Consider the following 21,038-nt stretch of genomic DNA (forward strand, 5'->3'; position numbering starts at 1 on the left):
CGGCCTTCATAAAAATGAGCATGCATACTATCGTAGGATGCAGCTATTAATCTAACCTTCTAGTCTGCCTCGTGGCAAAAACAACTATCAATCTTCAGTCAGCGGCAACACAACGCGCACCTGAAGGCCGCCAAGATTGCTTTTGCCCAAGAACAAGCTGCCCCCATATTCACGAACCGTATCCTGAACGATTGCCAAACCAAGCCCAGTGCCTGGCTTCGTTTCATCAACGCGGTTACCCCGTTTCAATGCGGCATCAATCTTGTCGGGAGCAAGACCAGGGCCATCATCCTCAATCAGAATCTCGAACTGGCGTTGCACATCCGCCGCAGGTCGCAGAACGATCTTGATCCGTCGACGTCCCCATTTGCCCGCGTTTTCCAGAAGATTACCGACAATTTCTTCCAGATCTTCTTTTTCACCAGCGAAAACCGCATCCGGCAGAACATTTCTGAATGCAATATTGAACGACGGATTGAGCTTTGCAGTTACGCGTTCCATACGCTCAAGCACAGGTGTAACCTGAGTTCGAAATACGACACTATCCCGTTGCGCAGCAATCCGAGCGCGCTGGAGATAGTGTTGTATCTGAACCTGCATGGCCTCGCTTTGCTCAAGCACCACGCGGCCCTGTTCACCACCCATGGAGCGCGCTTCATTCGTCAGCACCGAAAGCGGTGTTTTCAAAGAATGGGCGAGATTTCCGACCTGCGTTCGCGAGCGCTCAACAATGCGGCGGTTATTCTCGATAAGCGCATTCATCTCGTTTGCCAGCGGTGCAATTTCCAGCGGCAGCGACGTGTCGAGTTTGGCCGATCGTCCCTCACGAATATCAGCTAAAGCCTGACGCACTTTATCAAGCGGTCGCAAACCAAAGAGAATAATACCAGCATTGATGAACACGCTGCCAAGGCCGAAAATCGCCAGATAAAGAGCCAACTTGCTTCTGAAGTCTGAGATTTCATTCATGACTTCGCTGAGATTGCCCATGACACGGAAGCGTGCGACGCGATTGTCGTTATCGAGAACAACTTCGGTCTCGACAATATAGAGCTCTTCACCGTTCAGGCCTGGCAGCGTGTAGCTGCGCATAAACGAGCTATCAAAGGGCGCCTGCGTGATCGGCATTTCAGGCACGATGCGCCCGACCGAGGATAGCGACTGGAGTTTGCCGGAAATATTTGAGGAAACGGGATCTACAGACCAGTACCAGCCAGAAAGCGGACTGGAATAACGCAGTTCGCCCAGCTCCGGACGCCCTTGAAGGGTGCCTTCCGGAGAGATGCTCACAGCACCGACGAGACTGAAAAGGTGCGCAGTCAGAAGACGTTCAAAGTTGTTGCGCGCAGCATCGCCATAAAGCGTGCTTATCAATGTCGCGACAACGACAAGCGCCAGAATGACCCAAAGCGTCGAAAGGGTTACGACGCGTATCGCAAGAGAACGCAGAGGGGGGAAAATGCTAAGAAGCTTCAGTTCCCACTCCCTTTCACATCTGTATTTCCTTCCGAACGGATACGATAGCCCATGCCACGTACCGTTTCGATCAAGTCAACGCCCATCTTCTTGCGCAAGCGGCCGACAAAGACTTCAATCGTATTGGAATCTCGGTCAAAGTCCTGATCGTAAAGATGCTCGACCAGTTCGGTGCGCGACACCACTTCGTCCATATGATGCATCAGATAGGAAAGCAGCCGATATTCGTGCGAGGTAAGCTTTAGCGCCACACCGTCAATACTGGCCTTTGAGGTCTTGGTGTCCAAATGCAGCGGACCGCACACCAGCTCCGACGAAGCATGTCCAGCCGCACGTCGGATAAGCGCACGCAGTCGCGCCAGCACTTCTTCGATATGAAAAGGCTTTGCGACATAATCGTCGGCACCAGCATCGATACCTGCAACCTTATCGCTCCAGCGATCACGGGCGGTCAGCATTAGAACAGGCATTGTACGACCGCTGCGGCGCCAACGCTCAACAACGCTAATGCCATCCATCTGCGGCAGACCGATATCGAGGATCACGGCATCATAAGGCTCGGTATCACCGAGATGATGACCTTCTTCGCCGTCAAAGGCACTATCGACAACATAGCCCGTAGCAACCATCGCATCCGAGAGCTGCCTGTTCAGGTCCTTGTCGTCTTCAACGATCAGGATACGCAAGTTTAAAGCTCCTCGCAGGAACGCATTACTGTGCGGGGACGGCGACTTCTACACGGCGCGGGCGTTCGCCATCGCGACCAGGTACGAGCACAACGATCACACACATGGCACGACCATTTTGCGTGGTTGGTGTTGCCTTGGCCAATTGGCCACCCTGTGAGGCTGCCACTTGTTCTCCAACTGCCGCGCAATCACCAGCGGCAGCGACCAGAAGATTGGACTTCTGTGGCGTCGCAATTGGCAGGGCACCGGCATCAACCGGCAACAGACCAATGCTAACGGCCAGAAGCGCGAAAATTTTGAGAGCAGGGTTCTGTTTCATCATGTCCCTTATATAGCGCCTCCCAGCTGAACGATGCATGAACGATACACTCTGCCTGTCGACACAAAGGAAATTATGCTCATAAAACAGCTTCAACCCCATCTCCGGATTGAAGCCATTCTAAACTATTGTTTTTATGCATAATATCAACCGGAACATCAGTCAATATTCCGGTTTCATGCATCTTTTCAAAACCTTGCTATCACGGATTATAAAATTATGAAATGCGTGAAGTTGCCCCTATGCGCCCAAAAACGGCGATAAGGCCGGCAATAGCAGTAGCAAGCTGCAACAAAATATCCGTTAGAGCCCCCTGATCCACAGTTTCACTGACCAGACCAAAAGCTCCCGCAAGTGATAGAAACAGGGCAACAAGGCCTGCCCAGACTGTGCGAGAAAGATACCAAGGCTTATCTTCGATCATGACTTTTCCTTTCTAAATTCAGATCCCGTTTGAAATATCAATGGAAGCAAAATCCCCTGCTCCGATTTTAGAACTCACCATTGCAACGCGAAGCTGGAAGTCGCTGGCCTCCAAATCCGAAAGCCGGTCTGCACCGGGGTAAATCCAGGAAGCCGCTTGCACCTGAACGCTTCGGACAAGCACATCCGAACTCCAGATTTCGACCTGATAGGCTTCGCGCTCTTCACCCAGTGGAATCTCTTCCCCAAGCCAGCTATCGGCATCAACACGTCCACGCCTGATCCAGCCGAACAACAGATCATTATTACTGAGCCGCTCTGCTTTGAGGTGAGCAGGACTCAATGGTTTCAACGCCTGCACACCGCCGATTGCTTTTACAGTGTCGAAAAAATCGTCCGAGAACGATTTACCGGCCGCCCCAATGCGCCAGTTGAGTTCCAACCCGATTTCAGATGTTTGCAGACCGATGCTTTGAACGCCCCCATCCAGCAGGATGAAGGGCGTACCCGTCGGTTTTTCATTGAGGCTAGCGGCTTCTGTGCCAAGCTGCCCGCGCAAAAGACCATTTAAGCGCCAATGGTTCTGGCCGATTTCTTCAGCCTCAAGAAACTGCAGTACCTCCCATTTTCCATCGGAGGACTGCACAAGCGCGGTATTGGCACCATTCAGGATTTGCGTGAACGGTTTCGATTCCAGCTCGCCCGAATACAGCACCAGTTCCAGTGTCTGACCGTCGATAAGTCGCCCACTTGCCCCTCCGGGCAATGGAACTGTCAGCTCACCCATAACGGCGCGTTCGCCGATCAGGCCACGCTCGGCAAAGCCGTCATCGGAGGGCGAAGCATAAGTCGCGACCCCACGCGAAGGCTTCGCATGACAGGCAATGCGAAACTGACCAGCCGGATCTTCTGCACCTGGCCAAAGTGGCAGGTCGATGAGATGAAATATCGGCTTCATATCCGAAACAGGTCCGCCCGGCGTCAGCTGCGGCGTTTCTCCCCTATCAGCAAAAGCCACATTGGGTGCCAGCGCTACAGCTTTCACCACCCGCACCTCTCCGTCTTCGAGAGACGACACAACATAATCGCGCCCACCGCCCAGCATATTCAGCCGCACACGATCCCCGACATGAAGGGCAGCCTCAGACCACGGCAATGAGAAACTTGCTGTCCGCCGTTCAGCATAACGGCGCGCCATCCAGGCTTCAGCGAGTGCAGTCGCCTGTCCCGCTTCCACTGAGCCGGAGAGGCTGAGGCTTTCCGTGCCTTGGCCCATATCGCGCCGCACCGAGGCACCGACCACCTGAAAATCACGCAGCGGATCGTTGCAGTAAAGTTCAGCAACCGAAGGTAAATCGCCCTGATCCTCAAGCACCGCGGTCAATGCTTCGCCATCAGTCGGTTCGACAAGCGTAGCCGCCAGGTCAAGTACAGGAGCCGCACGACCAATGCTACGGAACTTGAACTGCCCTGCCTGCTCAAAGCCGTGCACACCAAACACATTCATCAGTGGCTCCAGCACACCGCGAGCTGTACTCGGTTCTGAAATCACGAAGCCAGTCAGATGCCCATCCGGGCCTGCGCAGTCTGCTTCCGGCAAACCGAAATCTTTGAGGATAGCTGCAATAAGCTCATCGAGTGCAACACCGCTCATGCGGCCATTAAGCCAATGTCCCAACCGCCAGTTTGGTGTGTCTCCCCACACGTCGGCTTTCAGCGGAAATTCTGGAAATGGTCTCGTATCCCATGACCAGAGATAGACGCGATCCATGTCGAGCATCGGCCCACCATAGATTGGGGAAACTGGGTTCCTATCCGGCCAGTAGTGATAATGCGCCCGCAGAAAGCGATCCATGGCAATATCGGAACGCGCCCCATTCGAAAAATAAGGTGTCGCGTTTTCCGAGGATTTCGGATCAGGGAACACATTCGGCTGGTTTGGCCCTTTATCGACCGCAGGGCATCCCAGTTCGGTGAACCATATGGGCTTTGATTGTGGGGCCCATGCCGTTGGCGTAAGAGCCTCAGCACCGTCGATGCGATTATAGTGCGGGTTGCTCCACCATGAGCGAATGTCTTTGTATCGGTAAACCCATGGCTTTCCCGCAAGCCCATCCGTGATTGGCGTGCGCTTGCGCTGCTCGCGGTTTTCACTATTGGCATAATACCAGTCGAACCCCTCACCCGCTTCGATGTTGCTGCTCAAACCATCAAGATCGTAAGCGCCTTCAAAACCATCAGGGTTGCCACCATCCAGGTCGCCGTCTCGCCAGTCAGCGAGCGGCATATAATTATCGATACCAATGGCATTGATGGCTGGATGCGCCCATAGCGCGTCAAGATTGAAGAAGAGATCGCCGGTGCCATCCTGTGCCTGATAACCGAAATATTCAGTCCAGTCCGCGCCATAACTGATGCGACAGCTCTGCCCGAGTTTCGTGCGCATTTCGGCTGCAAGCGTGCAGAGATGGGTTACAAACGGAAAGCTGTCGCGGCTTTCGCGGATGCTGGTAAGCCCACGCAGTTCGGAACCCAGCAAAAACGCATCAACTCCGCCCGCCTGCATTGCGAGGCTTGCACAGTGATTCAGAAAACGTCTGTAACCCCATGTTCCGTTGACGAAAGCTGCAACCTGATTGGCCGCTTCCAGCGTCTTGTCAGGTGATCCAGAGATACCAATCGCGGGACTACAAGTTATGCGCCCACGCCATGGGTAAACGGATTGTCCCACACCGCCATAAGGCGACGGCAGCGAGTTGCCGGCGGGAACATCCATCATGATGAAAGGATATAGCGTTACTTTCAGGCCGCGCGCCTTGGCATCGCGGATTGCATCAACCACACTCTGGTCGGATGGTGTACCACCATAGGCCGCTCCCTCGCCGCTCTGGGAAATCAGATGCGCTCCGCTGCGCGTAACATTCTCAACTTTCCATGTCTGGCTCGACGACAAAGCACTCTGATGGGTAACACCGCGGCGTATCTGGCAATATCCTGCGCGCAAGTCATCGCCAAACCACGGCAGGACAATCGCCACATGCTGCAACTGAGGACAAAGCTCCTGCAGTTCATCCATAGCCACGGTCCAATCGCTGCGACCGCGTTTTGCATTTCGATTAAGCGTGCGGCTTTCACCAGGCGACGGTCGATCCGTAACGGGAGTTGGTGAAAGACCAAACTCGGTTGAACCGGGAATAAGTGCGACAGCACGGACCTCTCGCGCCAGCTTCCCAACCGGACGCAGAACCTCGAACTGAAACTGCGGCAAGCGATTGCCATAGACATCAAGTGGAATACGCTCAAACACGACATAGGCCGTTCCGCGATAGGCGGGAGCATTGCCCGTGCCTTGCTTGGCTTCAATCAGCGGATCGGGCTGCTGCGTATCCGTGCCGTGATAAATGCGCATTTCGATTTCGGTAAGATCAAGCTCTTGCCCGTCGGCCCAGACACGGCGAATGCCAGCAATTTCCCCCTCGGCAACGGCATAGGCTGCATTACCGAAATAGCTGTAGGAGGTCACCTTCGGACCGCCCTTGCCGCCCTGACGTTCAGTCGTTTTCTTTTCCTCATGCCGTGTCGCCCAAATCAGCGTGCCGGAAAGTCTTGCCGTGCCATAGACGAACGGCAAAGCTGCTCCTTCTTCGGCTGTCGCCACGCGCCCGCCGTTGAGCCTTGCCCCTTCCATATGGCGAGTGGAGTTGATGATAGCCGTATCGATGGCATAACCACCCATTGCGCCAAGCCCTGCGCCGATGGCAGCACCCACAGGGCCAAGAATGCCACCGACGGCAGCGCCCACCGCCTGCAGAACAACAGTCGCCATTGCTTAACCTTCTGGTTCAGGAAAAATGAAAATTCCGGCTATACGTTTTTGCCATTGCGGCACCAGCGCAGAAGCCATCACCCGATGCCCCTCATAGGCATGGATGAAACGGTTCTCACTGACCATAATGCCGAAATGCTTGGCCGCCACATCGGACCGCCAGCGAAAAACGAGGAGATCACCCGGCTGCGGATCAGTGCCGTCGCGGCACCGCATGTGGCGCGATGCGGCTTCAAGCAGCGGATCGCCGTGAGCGGCCTCCGCCCAGTCTGGCGCATAGGTACCGGGTCTTTCCGGCTCAGTACCATAGATCTTGCGCCAGATGCCGCGCACGAGACCAAGGCAATCACAGCTGATGCCGCACGCGGAAGCGCCGTGGCGGTAGGGCGTGCCGATCCAGCTTTCCGCCTCTGTCAGAACTCTGTCTGCAATATTCATGGAACCAGCGCGCTCCCATCATATTCGTTGTCGGAGCTGACATAGGCAAAGGCAGCATCATTGCCCGGCAGGTGCGGGAAGCCGCGGAAATTTGTACCATTGGCAAACTTTGCTTTGCAGGTGGCAAAGCTCTTGTCACAACCTGCCACCAGTCGAAAACCGTCGCCCGGTTTTGCGGCAAGAACTGGCGGTTCTGTGAGATTCAGGCGATTGCCGCTATGTGCGAGGACGCGCACCGAACCGCCCTGATTATCTCCGCTTGTCCATGCGAGCCGCCCTTGTGCAAACCAGTTGCTGGCAAAACCATCGAGCCCACTTACACTGAGAAGTGCACCGTCGGCGCTTACAACAGAACCAACGGCAAAAAAGCGCGGATCGTCGATATTCACGCCGCAGCGTTTATCGCCCAGCACCGCATCGCATTGACGCAGAACACGGCGCCCACAGACAGCATCAAAAGCCGCAGCAGCACCTTTCAGTTCCATCACAAACCGGCCACCTGAGCGCGTGATTGTCCCCACCGTCCAGCGCCGCAAAAGCATGTGCTGATCTGGTATGTTCCAATTGGCGAGATAGCTCTCGACCACGGCACCATCAAAGCGTCCCTGCTCGATGTCGGTCTCACTGATGCGTATCGAGGACAACACACCTTCGACATCGCCACCCGCGATTGAAAGACCGAGCGTTGTCGTGGCTTCGCTGCTGTTGAGACCCGTCAATGGCTCACAGGAAATACCTTCCAGAACCAGTGTCTGGTCGTGATCTGTGAAGCCCAAGACCACATGATCGGAACGTCTGATAAGCCATGTAAAGCAATGGCTTGTCACTTCTCCATTCAGATGTGATTCAAGTTCTGCCGGGACAGGGATCATGCCTTGACCTCGATAATGGGAATAGATGGGATTTCACCTGCTTGAAACGAAGCAATGCTTGCCGTGAGGCGGTCTGTGTCGAAGCGCACAGGCACATCGAAAAGGAAACCAGCCGTCATCTGTGCGCCGTCTGCAGGCACGTAATCGGGGGTAAAAGATACAATCCCCTTGGCATGGTCGATCGTGAAAGCCTCGCCCTCGTTGAGACCTACACCATTGACGCCAATCAGCACGGAACCCGCGACAGGGCGTGTGATCGGACGACTGTACGCTTCGTAATGTTTGACAAGGTGAAACATGGCGGTTGCGCCATCGCCTGTTCCGATAACCTGATCGGTAAAGGATGGTGCGAAACTGCCAGTAGTAGACGAAAAGTCGAACGGATCGCGGAAGCGGAAACTATGCAGCGATCCGCGTCTTGCCTCGAAAAAGGCAAGCACTGATTTCAGATCGTCCAGCGACCGCAGACCGGTTCCCGCATCGAAATGTCTGCGTGAATGCGCCCATCTGGCATTACGCTTTTCAAATCCTGATGTGAGCGTGACGATTTCATTGCGCCACTCCGGTCCGGCCGTCGCACCGAATGAGACACCCAGCGGAAAACGGACATCGTGAAAAGCGTCCATCTCACATCCTCCGTGCGCCGCGGCGCACAGCACCCGCAAGCATGGTTGAAAGCTGCGCTTCGGATTTGCGGAAGGAAGATGCGTCGGGCGATGTCATGTTGAACACGACCTGCACGGGCTTGGAGCCACTGCCGCCAGTTGCAACGCCCAGCCTGCCATCAGCACCGCGCGCCAGCGGCAGGATCGCTTCCGCACCCGCCTCACCCGTCAGGCCCAGCGAACCATTTCCCATGCCAAAGTAAGTGGGACTTGATACAACCCCGCCCTTGGCAAAAGGCATGATGCCGCGAATACCGCCCATCACACCCGACATTAGCGAGGAGCCAAGGCTTTGCAGTGGCTGAAGCCCAGCAGAGAGCGCTGAGCCTGCCAAACTGCTGGCAAGCCCGCGCAGCACATCATCAAGCCCCTTGCCGGAAACGATCGCACTTTTCAGTGCCGTTGTCAGGCTTGAGCCGAAGCTTGACGAACGCTTTTCAAGATCGGTCAGAGCGCGATCAAAGGCGCTCGTGTCCGCCTCGACGGAAACGGTTACGTTTTCATCTGTCATTGTAAATTACCTGTCGGGAAAGGCGTGCATCAGCGCGTCGAGTGTCGCGCGCGAAGGAGCATTCGTGCTCTGCGAAACGGGTCCGAGAACGGCGCCAAGTTCGCGTGGGGTTATGGCCCAGAAGTCTTTTGAGGAAAGCCGCAGCAAACCAAAACCTGCGCGCATCACCTCTTCCCAGGGAAAAGGCTGACGTGAAGGAACTGATTCAACTGCGGCACTCAAGGGTTTGAAGGAGAATCGCTTTCTTCCGTTCCGAAGGTCGCGGTCAGCAGTGCTGAAACGATGCGGGCATAGCCGCTCGCGCCGCCATCTGCTCGCATTTCTGCTACATCTTCAAACGGCACATCATGTCCACCGCCATGCAGACCCGCGCAGATAATGCGCTGCATATCGGAGGCAGAAAGTTTGCCGCTCGAAAATCGGGCAATCAAATCGGAGAGATTGTCCGCTTCAAAAGCAGACTCCAATTGTGCCAGCGCACCCAGCGTCAGGCAGAGTGTCCAGTCGCGGCCATCAAGTTTTGCCGAAACCTCGCCGCGATGGCGATTGACCATCATAGTGCCTCTCCGAAGGTGATCAGTCCTGCGGATTCCAGTGCAATTTCAAACGTCACTTCCGCATCGTGATTGCCGCCATATTCAAGGGCCACAATCTGGAAAGGACCGGTGATGGTGCCAAAGTCGGGCAGCAATATCTGCCAGTTGCGAATCTCACCATCAAAGAACACACTACGGATAAGAGCATCCGATGTTGCATCCTTGAATATGCCCGATCCGCTGATCGAAGCACGCTGCACGCCGCTTCCAGCCAGCAATTGCCGCCACCGACCGGCAGCATCTGCATCTGTCACATCGACGGTTTCGGCATTGAAAGCAATGCGTTTGGTGCGCAAGCCAGCACAGGTTTCAAACTGGTCCGTGCCATGCGCAATTTTCAGCAAGATATCCTTGCCGCGTTGAGCTGCCATTCTGTGTTCCTCGATCTTTTTTGCTTTTACGTGCATCTTAATTCTGATCGAAGCGGGATCAGAAATCAGTCCAGTGGACTGATTTCCCCGCATAGACGGTTTCCACTTTTCGGGATGCGCTTTAATTTTCCGGTTCGGTCACGGCGCGGTAGCGCATGGTGCCGAGATAGCTGCCGAACCCGTCCGTGTTGCGGGCTAGAACTTCGGTCAGCATGAGGTTAACGACGCGATGACCGTTGAGGTCGAGTGGTTCTTCGTCGAGCCTCGTTGCGATACGCCCGGCAATTTCAAGCACGCGTTTGCGACCTGCTTCACGCGCCCATATCTGGATATTGAGAAAATGTTCTCCACCCGGCTCAGAGGCCGTATTCCAGTCCTTGCTCAGCGTTTCGCCGAGCGTGACATAAGGAAATGGAGTCTTAGGCGGAACGTGATCATAAACATGCTCACCCCCAAGTGTTTCAATAAGTTCTTCGTCATTCTTCAAGGCGTCATAAAGTGCCTTCTGCAATGCTGCCGCGCCGTTCCTCATCTTGCTCCCCGCCTGATTTTTGAGTGTCGCGCCGGGCAATCAGCTGCCCGGTGGCAATATCCTCCCGCACCGCGATTTGCCTGAAACGCAGTGCCCGAACGAGACCATCGAAGGTCAGTTTCATCGTGATATTCACCGCCCCTCCTCCACCGCCAGGCAGATAAGGTAACGTCCGCGTTCATCCGGATCGTGGACAGAGTGCAGCGTGAAAACACGCCCGCCTTTGCGGAAGCGTTTGTCTGTCGCGATATCTTCACGATGACGCACCAGAATGCGGTGGGTGATCTCCGGGCGTGGCCGGATACCGAAATCCCGCTGACTAGTTGATAGGGGTTCAATACGACCCCAAACAGTCCCGATCTCCGACCATGTTTCGCGATAGCCACCCATACCATCAGCAACAGACTGCATGGCCTCCAGGGCCAACTCTGCCGTGAGCTGACCCGGATCAATAAACAGCACGTTGTTCATAGGGATATTCGTCGCCAGCTATCGACCATCTGGCCAACCATCACAGGCAGTTCAGCCTTGGCTGTATCCAGGCCTGCGCGGTTCTCATAGAGATGCGCAGTCAAAGTAAGTATAGCCTGTTTGAGCGCATCCGGCACTTCAACGCCGGTTTCACCAAAGCCCGCAATGAAGTCTACCTCAAGGCCACAGAACGTCTGTGCATCCGGATATTGCGCCATGTAAACACGTTGCGGACGGCGGCCATGCTGGAGCATGAACTCTTCAGGCTCCATGCTGATTGCACTGCCATCAGGACGATATGCGACCACAGCCGTTACAGCTTTTACCGGATATTTGAAAATAGCGAGACGCCCCGAGCGCGGCCAACGATCAACACGCAAGCGCCATGTCTGATCAACCAGTGCAAGCCCCGTCTCGGCTTCGACAAGCTCGCGCGCGGTCTTGATGATACGGCGCAGAACATCATCTTCACTATCGGTCGAAATTCGCAAAAATGCGCGTGCGTCTGCAATCGTCACCGGCTCCAGCGCCGGCGGCGTGACAAGAAACATTGTCATTCATTTTCCCCTTAAAATAACTCTCAAATCAGACAGTTACACATGCAACCCCAGAAAAAGATTCAACCTGTTCGCAAATTGAATCTAGCTGCCAAAACCGGCAGGGAGATCACTGCTAAAAATATCAGGCTGCGAATTTCAGAAGCTTGATCGCATCAAAATCCTGCACGCCGCCGCCCACGCGTTTGGTGGTGTAGAAAAGCACATATGGCTTGGCAGAATATGGATCGCGCAACACGCGCACGCCGATACGATCCACCACCAGATAGCCACGTTCAAAATCGCCAAAGGCAATTGGCGTTTCGTCAGCAGCAATGTCTGGCATATGCTCGGCCTCGACCAGACCAAAGCCCATCAGCGATGCCTTCTCGCCAACAGCCGCTGGCGGCTGCCAGAGGTAATTTCCGTCCGCATCTTTCAGCTTACGCAACACGCTCTGCGTCTTGCGGTTCATAACGAAATTGGCGTTCTGGCGATAACCAGCTTTCAGCGCATAGATGAGTTCAATCAGTTTGTCGGATGGATCGGAAGCAGGCAATGCGCCGTCAACACCAGTGGCTATGTGGCCGATCTTGCCCCACTCCCAGCTTGCATCTTCAACGGTGCTGTAGCTCAGAAACCCCATCGGCTTGTTCAGGCCATTGCCGGTGATGAAGGCAGCTCCTTCCTGTTCGGCAAAGGCTGCTTCGACTTCTTCAGCAATCCACTGTTCAACGTTGACAGCTGCGTCATCAAGCAATGAAGAAGTGGCCGCAGGCATTGCGTAGATTTCCATCGTCGGGAACTGCAACTCTGCAAGCTTGGCCGAAGCTGTCTGCGGACGCGCATCGGCTTCACCGACCCAGCCCGTTGCCGGGCCACTGACCGAAAATGGCTTCTTCAGTACGGCACCGGAAACCTGGCGCACACTGGAGATGCCACGTATCGGCGAGAGCACGGCCAGACAACGGCCGATTTCAGTTTCAAGTTCCGCAGGCACCAGATAGCCACCATCCGGACCAGAGGCATAAGAATGGGCCTTCTGCTCAATGCCACGCATCGCCTGCTCGTCGCCACGACGCACATAACCGTCAAAAGCCTGCTTATGCTCGACATCAATAATAGCATTGCCCTTGCCAAGCTGCGGACGCGCACTCTTCAAAACATACTGGTCAAGTGCCTGTTTCTGTTCGTCGAGCGCCCGGTTGATACGATCAACCTTGTCGCGCAGCAGCACATCGACATCGGCACTTTTTTCGACCTTTTTCAGACGCTCATCATTGGCTTCACGGAACGCCGAGAAAGCGGTCATGAATTCGTCGAAGGCTTCCGACACATCGCCGTTGTTCCCAAGCGCCTTCGTTTCCACGCTCTTGGTTTCGAGCGGGATTTCATGATTTTTTACCATTTTTGATCCTGATTTAATTGAGTTGCATCATCTTGCAGGCGGCGCGCATACGCTGCGCAAGCGCCTTATCATCTGCCTGGAAAGCGTCCCGCCCGTCCCGGCTTTGCATGGCTGCAAGCGCTGAATAGCCTTTGGCTATAACCAGACGTGCAGCAGAACGGCTCAGCCCCGCATCCCGCGTGAGCCAGCGTTCAAATTCTCTGACTGTCGGCAAATCCGCCTTCAGATTATCGATGCGTGCCTGTGGCAGCATAGGAAACGTGACCACCGAGATTTCCCAGAGATCTGCTTCCGTGATGTGGCGCAAACCAGTCCGTGAATCCTTGCGCGCTTTGACAGTGCGAAAACCAATGGACAGCCCATCCAGCCCACCAGTGCGCATGAGTTCCAGCGCTTCGCGTGCGCGTGCCACGCCTTTGGCCAGTCTGCCCTCGACATAAAGGCCGCGTGCATCCTCACGAACATCCGTCCAGACACCGATCGGTTCAGCCGCATCGTGTTGCCAGAGCATTCGCACGCCCGATGATTTGCGCGAGGTGAGCGACTTCGCAAAGGCGCCTTTTTCGATCACATCATTGCCGAGATCAGCTAAACCAAACACGCTTGCATAGCCTGAAAAGCTGCCATCGATTTCGATCTCTTCAAGCACCAATGATGCACGCTTAGTTTCAAGTTTCAGGTCAGGCTTTGCCATTCCTGTTCCTTTCAACGGGTAGAATTCCAGTTAGCGATGCGTTCTTGGCCCGCTCAGCAAAACGTTTGAGAATGCCCAGCACAGACCATGCCGCGAGGCTTGCAGCCGTCGACCCCATCAACATGAGTTCGGCTCGCCCAAGCAGGGTCTGCAGAGAAAGCGTTTCGGCAATTTTCACGCCTGCAGCTCCCCCAAACACCATGCCGCAGATGATGCCGACCGCAAATCGGATTGCCGCTTCCCGCTTGCCATTTGGCAGCATATAAGCAAGCGACACGGCAGAACCGGCGACTGCCCCGGCAATCTTTGCAAACCACACAAGTGTGGCATCAGATGTCATCACAGTTTCACTCAGATTACTCATGGCACTCTCCCTTCTGCGCGCGGCTGATAGCCAACCGCATCACGTTTTTCATCGTCACTGAGGAATGAGGCTTCGGATACGCGCCGCCAGAGCGATTCACGTTCCAGCGACAGACCTTCGATGCGGTCGGTATCGTGCTCAAGTCTGAGATCGTCACCAAACAATGGACCGAGCCAGCACTCCAAAGCCTTGGCGGTGCGGTTAATCAGCGGCAGCACTGTCAGGCGATAGAAGGCGCGATTGGCCTCGGCATAATTGGCGTAAGTGTTGTCACCCGGAATGCCGAGCAGCATCGGCGGCACGCCAAATGCCAAAGCGATGTCGCGAGCCGCCCCGTTTTTCGCTTCGATGAAATCCATATCCTGCGGGCTGTAACCCATAGCCTTCCAGTCGAGCCCACCTTCAAGAAGCAGCGGCCGCCCCGCAGCAGATGCTCCGGTGTAGCCCTCCTCAAGTTCGGTTTTCAGGCGATCAAACTGCTCTTCCGTCAGGTTACCACCATCTTTAGGAGCATAGACCAGCGCACCGGAGGGGCGTGCTGAATTATCAAGCAGTGCTTTGTTCCAGGCACCTGCCGCATTGTGCAGATCAAGCGCCATCAGAGCTGCTTCAAGCGGCGGAAATCCATAATGGTCATCCAGCGGATGAAAAAGCTTCAGATGCAGGCCAACAGATGCAGCGCCCGCAAGTGAAACAATGCGGCTCGTATTGGCCGAGCGATAGACCAGCGATTGCGGCCAGCCGTCACTTGATGTTTCCAGCGTCACCCTTTCAGGCCGCAAAAGATGCAACTCACTTCTACCGCTCGGCAGATCAACCCGCTCGACATATGCATTGCCCGAAATCAGCAAATGCCCATAAAGCCGCTCGAAGAAACTGCTACCATCAAGCCCGCATTGCGGTGTCGCGATGAGGTCGAGCAGCGGATGCACTTCATGTTCGGTTGTGCCTTCATAAAGCAGCCACGGCACATTGCTGGCCGCTTCCGCGATCAGCCGCACGCAGCGATGCGCGACCGGATTGCGCATGAAGCCCTCACGAGCGAGCGACGTATAATCCCGCGCAATCCACGAAGCGCCGCGCTCCATATGCAGCGCCACGAAGCCATTTGCGCTTTTTCTCTCTCGCCCCGCTTCAGAATACGAAGGGGCATTCGCGGCAACTTTGCGCCACGGCCAGTTCCACGCCATATATCGGCTCTCCAATAAAGTTAAATTTTACCCGAAGCGCCGGATACGTGGCTTTCGTTCGCCACCCAGCATGAGTTCGGTCAGCGCCCAAACGAGTGCATCAAGGCGATCCGGCGAGCGTCCGTTCGAGAGCCCTTCAGGCGCAAAGTCACACATTTCGTCTTCAAGTGCTGCGAAACGCCCGGTATGGCGAACACGCCCCTGTTCATAAAGGGCTGCCACCGGCTCGGCGCGCAACCACTTGCCGCGCGAGGCACGCCGCATCAAAACCGGCACCGTCGCATCTTCCGCCGCAAGCACGGCTGCAACCATTTCGCCGCCCTGATTAACCTCAGCCAGAACCGCATCCGCTTCAACGGAATGATAAAGCGCAATCGCCCGTCGCGCCCATTGATGTGGCTTGGCCATGTTCATGGTTTCATCGGCAAGCACATGCGCAAAACCATTTTCATCGATACCTGCAACCACAATCCCGCAAGCATCCGACGACTTACCCGAAGAAGCAGGAGGGTCGATCGCCACCAGAATGCGGATAAGTTCCGGTGCCTGAACCTCAAAGCACTGTTCTATCCGGTCGCGCGACCACAAGGCGCCTGCGCGTTCTTCAATCAAATCGCCATCGAGTTCCTGCCGTCCAAGCCTCGTTCCGGCATATCGCTGGTTAATCGTCTCAATAAAACCGTTCGCCAGATTGGCTGCGTTTTCAGATGTCCGCATATGCGTCATCGAAACTGAAGCATCGCTGATCAATGCCTTCAACAAAGGCACGGGCCTCGGTGTCGTCGTCAAAACCTGACGCGGGAAATCGCCCAGACGCAGGCCAAATTGCAGCATGTCCCATGTGGCTTGGGGATTTTTCCACTTGGCCAGCTCGTCGCACCATGCAGCATCAAATTGCGGTCCACGTAAACCATCTGGATCTTCGGATGAGTAAAGCGACGCCACCGTACCATTGTCCCACAGAAGTCGCTTACGCGTTGCTTCATATCGCGGTCGCGAAAGCCGTGAGACCGACAATATGCCGGATGGACCATCCACCATCACCTCGCGCGCATCGGCAAAAGTTTCACCGACCAACGCGATGTGCCCACAAGCCTTTGCTGCAAAAGGTGCCAGGCCCAGTGCCATGCCAGAAACCCATTCAGCACCAGCACGCGTTTTGCCAGAGCCGCGACCACCCAGAATAAGCCAGGTTCGCCAGCCGGCGGGCGGCGGCAATTGCGCATCACGCGCCTTGAGCAGCCATTCGCTTTCTGCTGTCATGATCTGATTTCGCGTCAAGTCCGCGCCCCAAGATTTCCTGCGCGCGCCTTTTTGCAAGTTCGTCGATTCTCCTGTCTATGCGAGCCAGAGCCTGTCTGGCTTCACGAAGGCTTGGTGCCAAAGCACCACCGTCCACTTCCGACGCCCCGTTTCAATTGCAAGCTCACCAACCGTCTTCACGGCTTTCGCCAGAGCCATGAGGGCTTCTGCCTTGTTTTTGTCTGGCAGCTCCTCCCCATCGATCAGTTTGTTGAGCTCAGTCCGCAATCGTTGCAGAGCATGTTCGGTGCTGGACGATTTGATTTGCACCTGCTCATTCAGACCAAAGCGCTTCAACCAATGAAGATATTGTCTCTCGGAGCATCCCATCACCTTTGCGATTTCGGTGACGGCAACGTCGTGTTTCACTTGCAGGCGAAAAGCCAGCCTGACCCTCGCCTCGCGGCACTCGTCAATTTTTCGCGTTTTCAACGGCCTTATCCGTCAAACTCCCCTTTTTCATGCAAAACCCCGAAAGCATGAAGCTTCCGGGGTTTTGCATTGCCGATAAAAGCCGGGGGTATCGAGGCTTCTTCGGCACCAGTCACACTTTTCTGACTGTATCTAATAGCTAGCAAATGACCGTTACGCCGTCAAGGACTATTTTCCTATCAATGATTCTTTTCCTGATCTTTTTATGAGATCTGTTTACTAATTTACGTGAGTTATAGCTTATTAATCTGATATGATTGACGGGTAGGTTTCGCTCGTCTCACAACTTTAACGGCTATAAAGTAGAGTTCATGCGTAAAACAGCCGATGAAGATACTGACAAGAAAAAGCGCAAGCCCTTCCGGGTTTCGCGGCTCATCGGTCTTGACGCCTGGATTGACTCCGGCCTCTACAATATGCGTTTTTATGCCCGTGAATGGTGGGAAAACATCACTATTTTCTCCCGGCGTTTCCGGGTGCGCGGGTTCCGTCGTCTCGTCGTCGAGGTTCTCGATGAAGGTTTTACGCTGGGCGTGATCGGCTCTGTCGTCATGCTCGCGCTGGCGCTGCCTGCCTTTGAGGAAACCAAGAAGGACTGGCGCGCGCAGGATGATTATGCCGTCACATTCCTCGACCGTTACGGTAACGAAATCGGCCAGCGCGGCATCCTGCACCGGCAGGCTGTGCCGATTGATGAATTGCCCGACCACGTCCTCAAGGCAGTGCTTGGCACCGAAGACCGTCGCTTTTTCGATCATTACGGCATTGATTTCTGGGGGCTGAGCCGTGCGCTGAGCCAGAACCTGCGCGCCAACGGTGTTGTTCAGGGCGGCTCTACTCTCACACAGCAGCTTGCCAAAAATCTGTTTCTTTCCAATGAGCGCACGATCGAACGCAAGATCAAGGAGGCTTTCCTTGCAATCTGGCTTGAAAGCAATCTGAGCAAGAAAGAGATACTCCAGCTTTATCTCGACCGCGCCTATATGGGCGGCGGCACCTTCGGCATCGCGGCAGCATCCGAGTTTTACTTTGGTAAAAACATCAAGGATGTGAGTCTCGCCGAAGCTGCCATGCTGGCAGGTCTGTTCAAAGCGCCGGCGAAGTTCGCGCCTCATGTCAATCTTCCTGCCGCTCGCGCTCGCGCAAATGTCGTTCTATCGAACATGGTGGAAAGCGGTTTCATGAGCGACGGACAGGTGGCAGTTGCGCGCCGCAACCCGGCCAGCGTCATCGACCGCGCCAAAAATGAAAGTCCGGACTATTTCCTCGACTGGGCTTTTGAAGAGGTGAAGAAAATTGCGGGCAACGTACCACAACACACCCTGACGGTGCGGACTACGCTCGACCGTAATATCCAGAAGGCCGCAGAAGAGTCGCTCGAATTCCATCTGCGCCAGTACGGCAAGGATTATAAGGTTTCCGAAGCTGCAACGGTCGTCATCGCCAATGACGGCTCGGTGCGAGCGCTAGTCGGCGGACGCGATTACGGCGAAAGCCAGTTTAACCGTGCGACCAAGGCATTGCGGCAAGCTGGATCATCCTTCAAGCCATATGTTTATGCAGCTGCGATGGAGAAAGGCATGACGCCGAACACCATCGTTTCCGACGCGCCAATCAGCTGGGGCAACTGGTCGCCACGCAATTATGGCCGCAGCTTTGCCGGTCGCGTGGACCTGACAACCGCGCTCGTGCGCTCGTTGAACTCCGTGCCGGTTCGGCTGGCGCGCGATCATCTGACGACCGCGCCAATCGTAGCACTCACCAAGGCAATGGGCGTGGAATCACCCATTTCCTCGCACAAGACCATGGTGCTTGGTACGTCCGAAATGACCGTGATGGATCAGGCGACAGGCTTCAATGTCTTCCCGAATGGTGGCATGGCTGGCAATCGTCATGCCTTCACGCAGATCGTCTCTTCTGAAGGCAAAGTTCTCTGGGACTTCTCTCGCGATGCGCCCAAACCGCATCGGGCATTGTCCGAGAAAGCCGCTTTCGAAATGAATTCGATGCTGGTGCAGGTGCCTGAACGCGGCACAGCCCGCCGGGCAGCACTTCCAATGACGCGCGTTGGCGGAAAGACCGGCACGACACAGAATTATCGTGACGCCTGGTTTGTAGGATTTACCGGCAATTTCACCGCCGCTGTCTGGTTCGGCAATGATAATTTCACGCCGATGAAGGATCTGACTGGCGGTGTGTTGCCTGCCATGGCCTGGCAGCGAATGATGAATTATGCCCATCAGAATATCGAGCTGAGGCCAATTCCGGGCATCACACCCGCCTTCCCTGCACCGGCCAAGACGGCTGAGCCAAAGGTTGCTGCAACCGGAAAGCCGGAAGAGATGATGTCGGCACCACCGCGCGTTCTGTCACCTGTCGCCACGAAGGCGCTCAAGGAACTCAACGACAAGATTCGCAACGCGCCACCTGTGCCTGCACTTGCCGGGCGCTCGAAAGTATCGGTACTCTGAGCGCCTTATGCTGAAGACTATTCTCAAAGTTCTGGTGGTTCTGGTCATCTCGCTTGGTGGGGGCATCTGGGTAACAGATTACACCCTCGACAATTTCGATGGTTTTGGTGAATTGCAGCTGGGTGCATGGAGTGCTTACCCAGCTTCCGGCACGACAGACGCCGATCCTTATTCAAAAGCGCGCGCTGCCCGCAAAGCCTACCTCGCTATCGGCACAGCAGAAGGCCTCCCCTTCTATGCGCGCCGTGACAGCAATGGCAGGGAGCTGCGTCGTGGGTGCAGTTATCGTTTGACCGGCCTTACACCATCAACGCGGTTCTGGACGCTTTATCCAGCCAACACCAATCTGGAGCCTATTGTTCCTCGCGAAGGTCTTCAGACAGCGCTGCATTCGCGTGAGATGCTCTATGACAATGACGGGCGCGTGCAGGTTACGGTTGGTCCGAATGCAAGCCCGGACAATTGGCTTCCTGTTGAAGGTAGCGGCAGCTTCGTTCTGGTGATGACGCTTTACGACACGCCGGCTGCAAGCTCTTCCGGCCTCGTCGATCTTGTCATGCCCCGTATTGTACCGGTCGCAAATCTGGAGGCATGTCGTGGCTAAAGTTCTGCGTTTACTGCTTCTTGGCCTGATCGGTGCTGCAATCGTGCATATTGCTGTCCTGCTGCTTGTCCCGCTTTATTCAAGCAAGAATGCATGGTCGCATCTGGAAGCTTTGGGTGATACCTACCGCTTCCACCTTCTATCCGAAAAATCAGGGTTGATAAGTGATCAGGACCCGCTGATGGAGCAGGCTGCCTGTCGGTTTGATTTGTCGGAAGGGCCGGTCCACATCACGACGAAAGGCGCCACGCCCTTCTGGTCACTATCTGTCTATGCTCCCAATGGTGACAATCTTTACAGCCTCAACGACAATGTATCGGCCGACAAACAGCTTGATCTCATTATCGCTGACCCGATTGGCATCGCTGCTCTTCGCTCTGAAGGCGTGCAGAATGATGGACGCTCGATCATTATTGAGCAGGATGTAAGCGAAGCAGCAGTGGTTCTGCGGAGTTTCATTCCCGATGCAAGCTGGCGTCAACAAGTGCAAAACTTCTTCACGCAAGCGAGCTGTGCGCCGTATGAAGCGAGCTACAGCGGTTCCAGTTAAGAAGGAATCGTTGGAACCGCTGTAACTATTTGTTTTTACGCATTATCCGACGCAAAACCGCTTCGCACTTTTGCTAGAAATGTTATAGGGCACCATTCCTTGAACTTGAATCAGTTTAAGGTAAATTATGCCGTAAATATAAAGTGTTAGAGCGACCTTTGTGTGCTCACGAGGGCGCACGGCGCTTTAAAGCATATCGCGTTCCATCCGATTTAGGCGAAACGCTGTAAGCTTTGGTTTTTAAGCTTGTCTTTATCCAGAAACCGCTCCCCACTTTCGGGAGACATGCTGTCGTTAA

25 protein-coding genes are annotated in these 21,038 nt (G+C 55.0%); 3 read left to right on the forward strand and 22 right to left on the reverse strand.

The genetic code is table 11. The annotated features are described in order from the left end of the window. Positions 1-87: 87 nt before the first annotated feature. From QSJ70_RS20170 to QSJ70_RS20275, 22 genes are all read right to left on the reverse strand, one after another. Complete coding sequence (locus tag QSJ70_RS20170; RefSeq protein WP_079211667.1) at positions 88-1,398, reverse strand: ATP-binding protein; 1,311 nt, start codon at positions 1,396-1,398, stop codon at positions 88-90. 74 nt (positions 1,399-1,472) lie between these two features. Next, entirely contained in the window at positions 1,473-2,162 is a 690-nt protein-coding gene (locus tag QSJ70_RS20175; protein WP_007874201.1) for a response regulator transcription factor, read from the reverse strand. Between the two features lie 25 nt (positions 2,163-2,187). After that, positions 2,188-2,484: a hypothetical protein gene (locus tag QSJ70_RS20180; RefSeq protein WP_079212552.1), complete on the reverse strand. Its 297-nt coding sequence runs from the start codon at positions 2,482-2,484 to the stop codon at positions 2,188-2,190. A 217-nt stretch (positions 2,485-2,701) separates the two neighbouring features. Beyond that, positions 2,702-2,908, reverse strand: coding sequence for a hypothetical protein (locus QSJ70_RS20185; RefSeq protein ID WP_064320349.1), 207 nt, complete (start codon positions 2,906-2,908; stop codon positions 2,702-2,704). A gap of 18 nt (positions 2,909-2,926) precedes the next feature. Further along, positions 2,927-6,733 carry a baseplate multidomain protein megatron gene (locus QSJ70_RS20190; protein WP_285539081.1) on the reverse strand — a complete coding sequence of 1,269 codons (3,807 nt, stop codon included), beginning with the start codon at positions 6,731-6,733 and terminating at the stop codon, positions 2,927-2,929. Positions 6,734-6,736: 3 nt separating this feature from the next. Then, a complete protein-coding gene (locus QSJ70_RS20195; protein ID WP_285539083.1) occupies positions 6,737-7,171 on the reverse strand; it encodes an NlpC/P60 family protein in 435 nt (144 codons plus the stop codon). After that, positions 7,168-8,043: a phage/gene transfer agent baseplate hub protein gene (locus QSJ70_RS20200; RefSeq protein WP_285539086.1), complete on the reverse strand. Its 876-nt coding sequence runs from the start codon at positions 8,041-8,043 to the stop codon at positions 7,168-7,170. Before QSJ70_RS20200 ends, QSJ70_RS20195 begins: the two co-directional genes overlap by 4 nt. Further along, on the reverse strand, positions 8,040-8,669 hold the full coding sequence (locus QSJ70_RS20205; RefSeq protein WP_285539088.1) for a DUF2460 domain-containing protein: 630 nt from the start codon (positions 8,667-8,669) through the stop codon (positions 8,040-8,042). The genes QSJ70_RS20200 and QSJ70_RS20205 overlap by 4 nt, the downstream gene beginning before the upstream one ends. A 1-nt stretch (position 8,670) precedes the next feature. After that, on the reverse strand, positions 8,671-9,219 hold the full coding sequence (locus QSJ70_RS20210) for a phage tail tape measure protein (RefSeq protein ID WP_285539089.1): 549 nt from the start codon (positions 9,217-9,219) through the stop codon (positions 8,671-8,673). 6 nt (positions 9,220-9,225) lie between these two features. Next, positions 9,226-9,441 (reverse strand): rcc01693 family protein, encoded by a 216-nt coding sequence (locus QSJ70_RS20215; RefSeq protein WP_285539090.1) that lies wholly within the window; start codon positions 9,439-9,441, stop codon positions 9,226-9,228. Beyond that, the gene (locus QSJ70_RS20220) at positions 9,438-9,776 is read right to left on the reverse strand and encodes a gene transfer agent family protein (protein ID WP_084479791.1); all 339 of its coding nucleotides are present in this window, start codon (positions 9,774-9,776) and stop codon (positions 9,438-9,440) included. The genes QSJ70_RS20215 and QSJ70_RS20220 overlap by 4 nt, the downstream gene beginning before the upstream one ends. Further along, positions 9,773-10,186, reverse strand: a complete 414-nt coding sequence (locus QSJ70_RS20225) for a phage major tail protein, TP901-1 family (RefSeq protein ID WP_064320343.1) — start codon at positions 10,184-10,186, stop codon at positions 9,773-9,775. The genes QSJ70_RS20220 and QSJ70_RS20225 overlap by 4 nt, the downstream gene beginning before the upstream one ends. Before the next feature lie 121 nt (positions 10,187-10,307). Further along, positions 10,308-10,718, reverse strand: coding sequence for a DUF3168 domain-containing protein (locus QSJ70_RS20230; RefSeq protein WP_064320342.1), 411 nt, complete (start codon positions 10,716-10,718; stop codon positions 10,308-10,310). Then, complete coding sequence (locus tag QSJ70_RS20235; protein ID WP_285539095.1) at positions 10,678-10,854, reverse strand: hypothetical protein; 177 nt, start codon at positions 10,852-10,854, stop codon at positions 10,678-10,680. Before QSJ70_RS20235 ends, QSJ70_RS20230 begins: the two co-directional genes overlap by 41 nt. Beyond that, positions 10,851-11,189, reverse strand: coding sequence for a phage head closure protein (locus QSJ70_RS20240; protein WP_285539097.1), 339 nt, complete (start codon positions 11,187-11,189; stop codon positions 10,851-10,853). The genes QSJ70_RS20235 and QSJ70_RS20240 overlap by 4 nt, the downstream gene beginning before the upstream one ends. Further along, positions 11,186-11,746 (reverse strand): head-tail connector protein, encoded by a 561-nt coding sequence (locus QSJ70_RS20245; protein ID WP_215776180.1) that lies wholly within the window; start codon positions 11,744-11,746, stop codon positions 11,186-11,188. The genes QSJ70_RS20240 and QSJ70_RS20245 overlap by 4 nt, the downstream gene beginning before the upstream one ends. Before the next feature lie 124 nt (positions 11,747-11,870). Further along, positions 11,871-13,133 (reverse strand): phage major capsid protein, encoded by a 1,263-nt coding sequence (locus tag QSJ70_RS20250; RefSeq protein WP_285539101.1) that lies wholly within the window; start codon positions 13,131-13,133, stop codon positions 11,871-11,873. Between the two features lie 13 nt (positions 13,134-13,146). Then, complete coding sequence (locus QSJ70_RS20255; RefSeq protein WP_285539103.1) at positions 13,147-13,827, reverse strand: HK97 family phage prohead protease; 681 nt, start codon at positions 13,825-13,827, stop codon at positions 13,147-13,149. Then, positions 13,814-14,191 (reverse strand): DUF6107 family protein, encoded by a 378-nt coding sequence (locus QSJ70_RS20260; protein WP_285539105.1) that lies wholly within the window; start codon positions 14,189-14,191, stop codon positions 13,814-13,816. The genes QSJ70_RS20255 and QSJ70_RS20260 overlap by 14 nt, the downstream gene beginning before the upstream one ends. After that, positions 14,188-15,381 (reverse strand): phage portal protein, encoded by a 1,194-nt coding sequence (locus QSJ70_RS20265; protein ID WP_285539107.1) that lies wholly within the window; start codon positions 15,379-15,381, stop codon positions 14,188-14,190. The genes QSJ70_RS20260 and QSJ70_RS20265 overlap by 4 nt, the downstream gene beginning before the upstream one ends. A gap of 27 nt (positions 15,382-15,408) precedes the next feature. Next, on the reverse strand, positions 15,409-16,644 hold the full coding sequence (locus QSJ70_RS20270) for a DNA-packaging protein (RefSeq protein ID WP_285539108.1): 1,236 nt from the start codon (positions 16,642-16,644) through the stop codon (positions 15,409-15,411). 75 nt (positions 16,645-16,719) lie between these two features. Further along, positions 16,720-17,115 carry a hypothetical protein gene (locus QSJ70_RS20275; protein WP_285539110.1) on the reverse strand — a complete coding sequence of 132 codons (396 nt, stop codon included), beginning with the start codon at positions 17,113-17,115 and terminating at the stop codon, positions 16,720-16,722. Positions 17,116-17,426: 311 nt separating this feature from the next. On the opposite strand from QSJ70_RS20275, the gene QSJ70_RS20280 reads away from it, so the two are divergent. The 3 genes from QSJ70_RS20280 to QSJ70_RS20290 are packed head-to-tail and all read left to right on the forward strand — an operon-like array spanning position 17,427 to position 20,740. Further along, complete coding sequence (locus QSJ70_RS20280) at positions 17,427-19,586, forward strand: penicillin-binding protein 1A (RefSeq protein ID WP_285539112.1); 2,160 nt, start codon at positions 17,427-17,429, stop codon at positions 19,584-19,586. Positions 19,587-19,593: 7 nt separating this feature from the next. Further along, positions 19,594-20,190 carry a DUF1214 domain-containing protein gene (locus QSJ70_RS20285; protein WP_064320333.1) on the forward strand — a complete coding sequence of 199 codons (597 nt, stop codon included), beginning with the start codon at positions 19,594-19,596 and terminating at the stop codon, positions 20,188-20,190. Next, positions 20,183-20,740, forward strand: a complete 558-nt coding sequence (locus QSJ70_RS20290; RefSeq protein WP_007874158.1) for a DUF1254 domain-containing protein — start codon at positions 20,183-20,185, stop codon at positions 20,738-20,740. The genes QSJ70_RS20285 and QSJ70_RS20290 overlap by 8 nt, the downstream gene beginning before the upstream one ends. Positions 20,741-21,038 lie beyond the last annotated feature (298 nt).

Origin of the sequence: Brucella sp. NBRC 12950 (assembly GCF_030268145.1) — a bacterium.
Classification (GTDB): Bacteria; Pseudomonadota; Alphaproteobacteria; order Rhizobiales; family Rhizobiaceae; genus Brucella.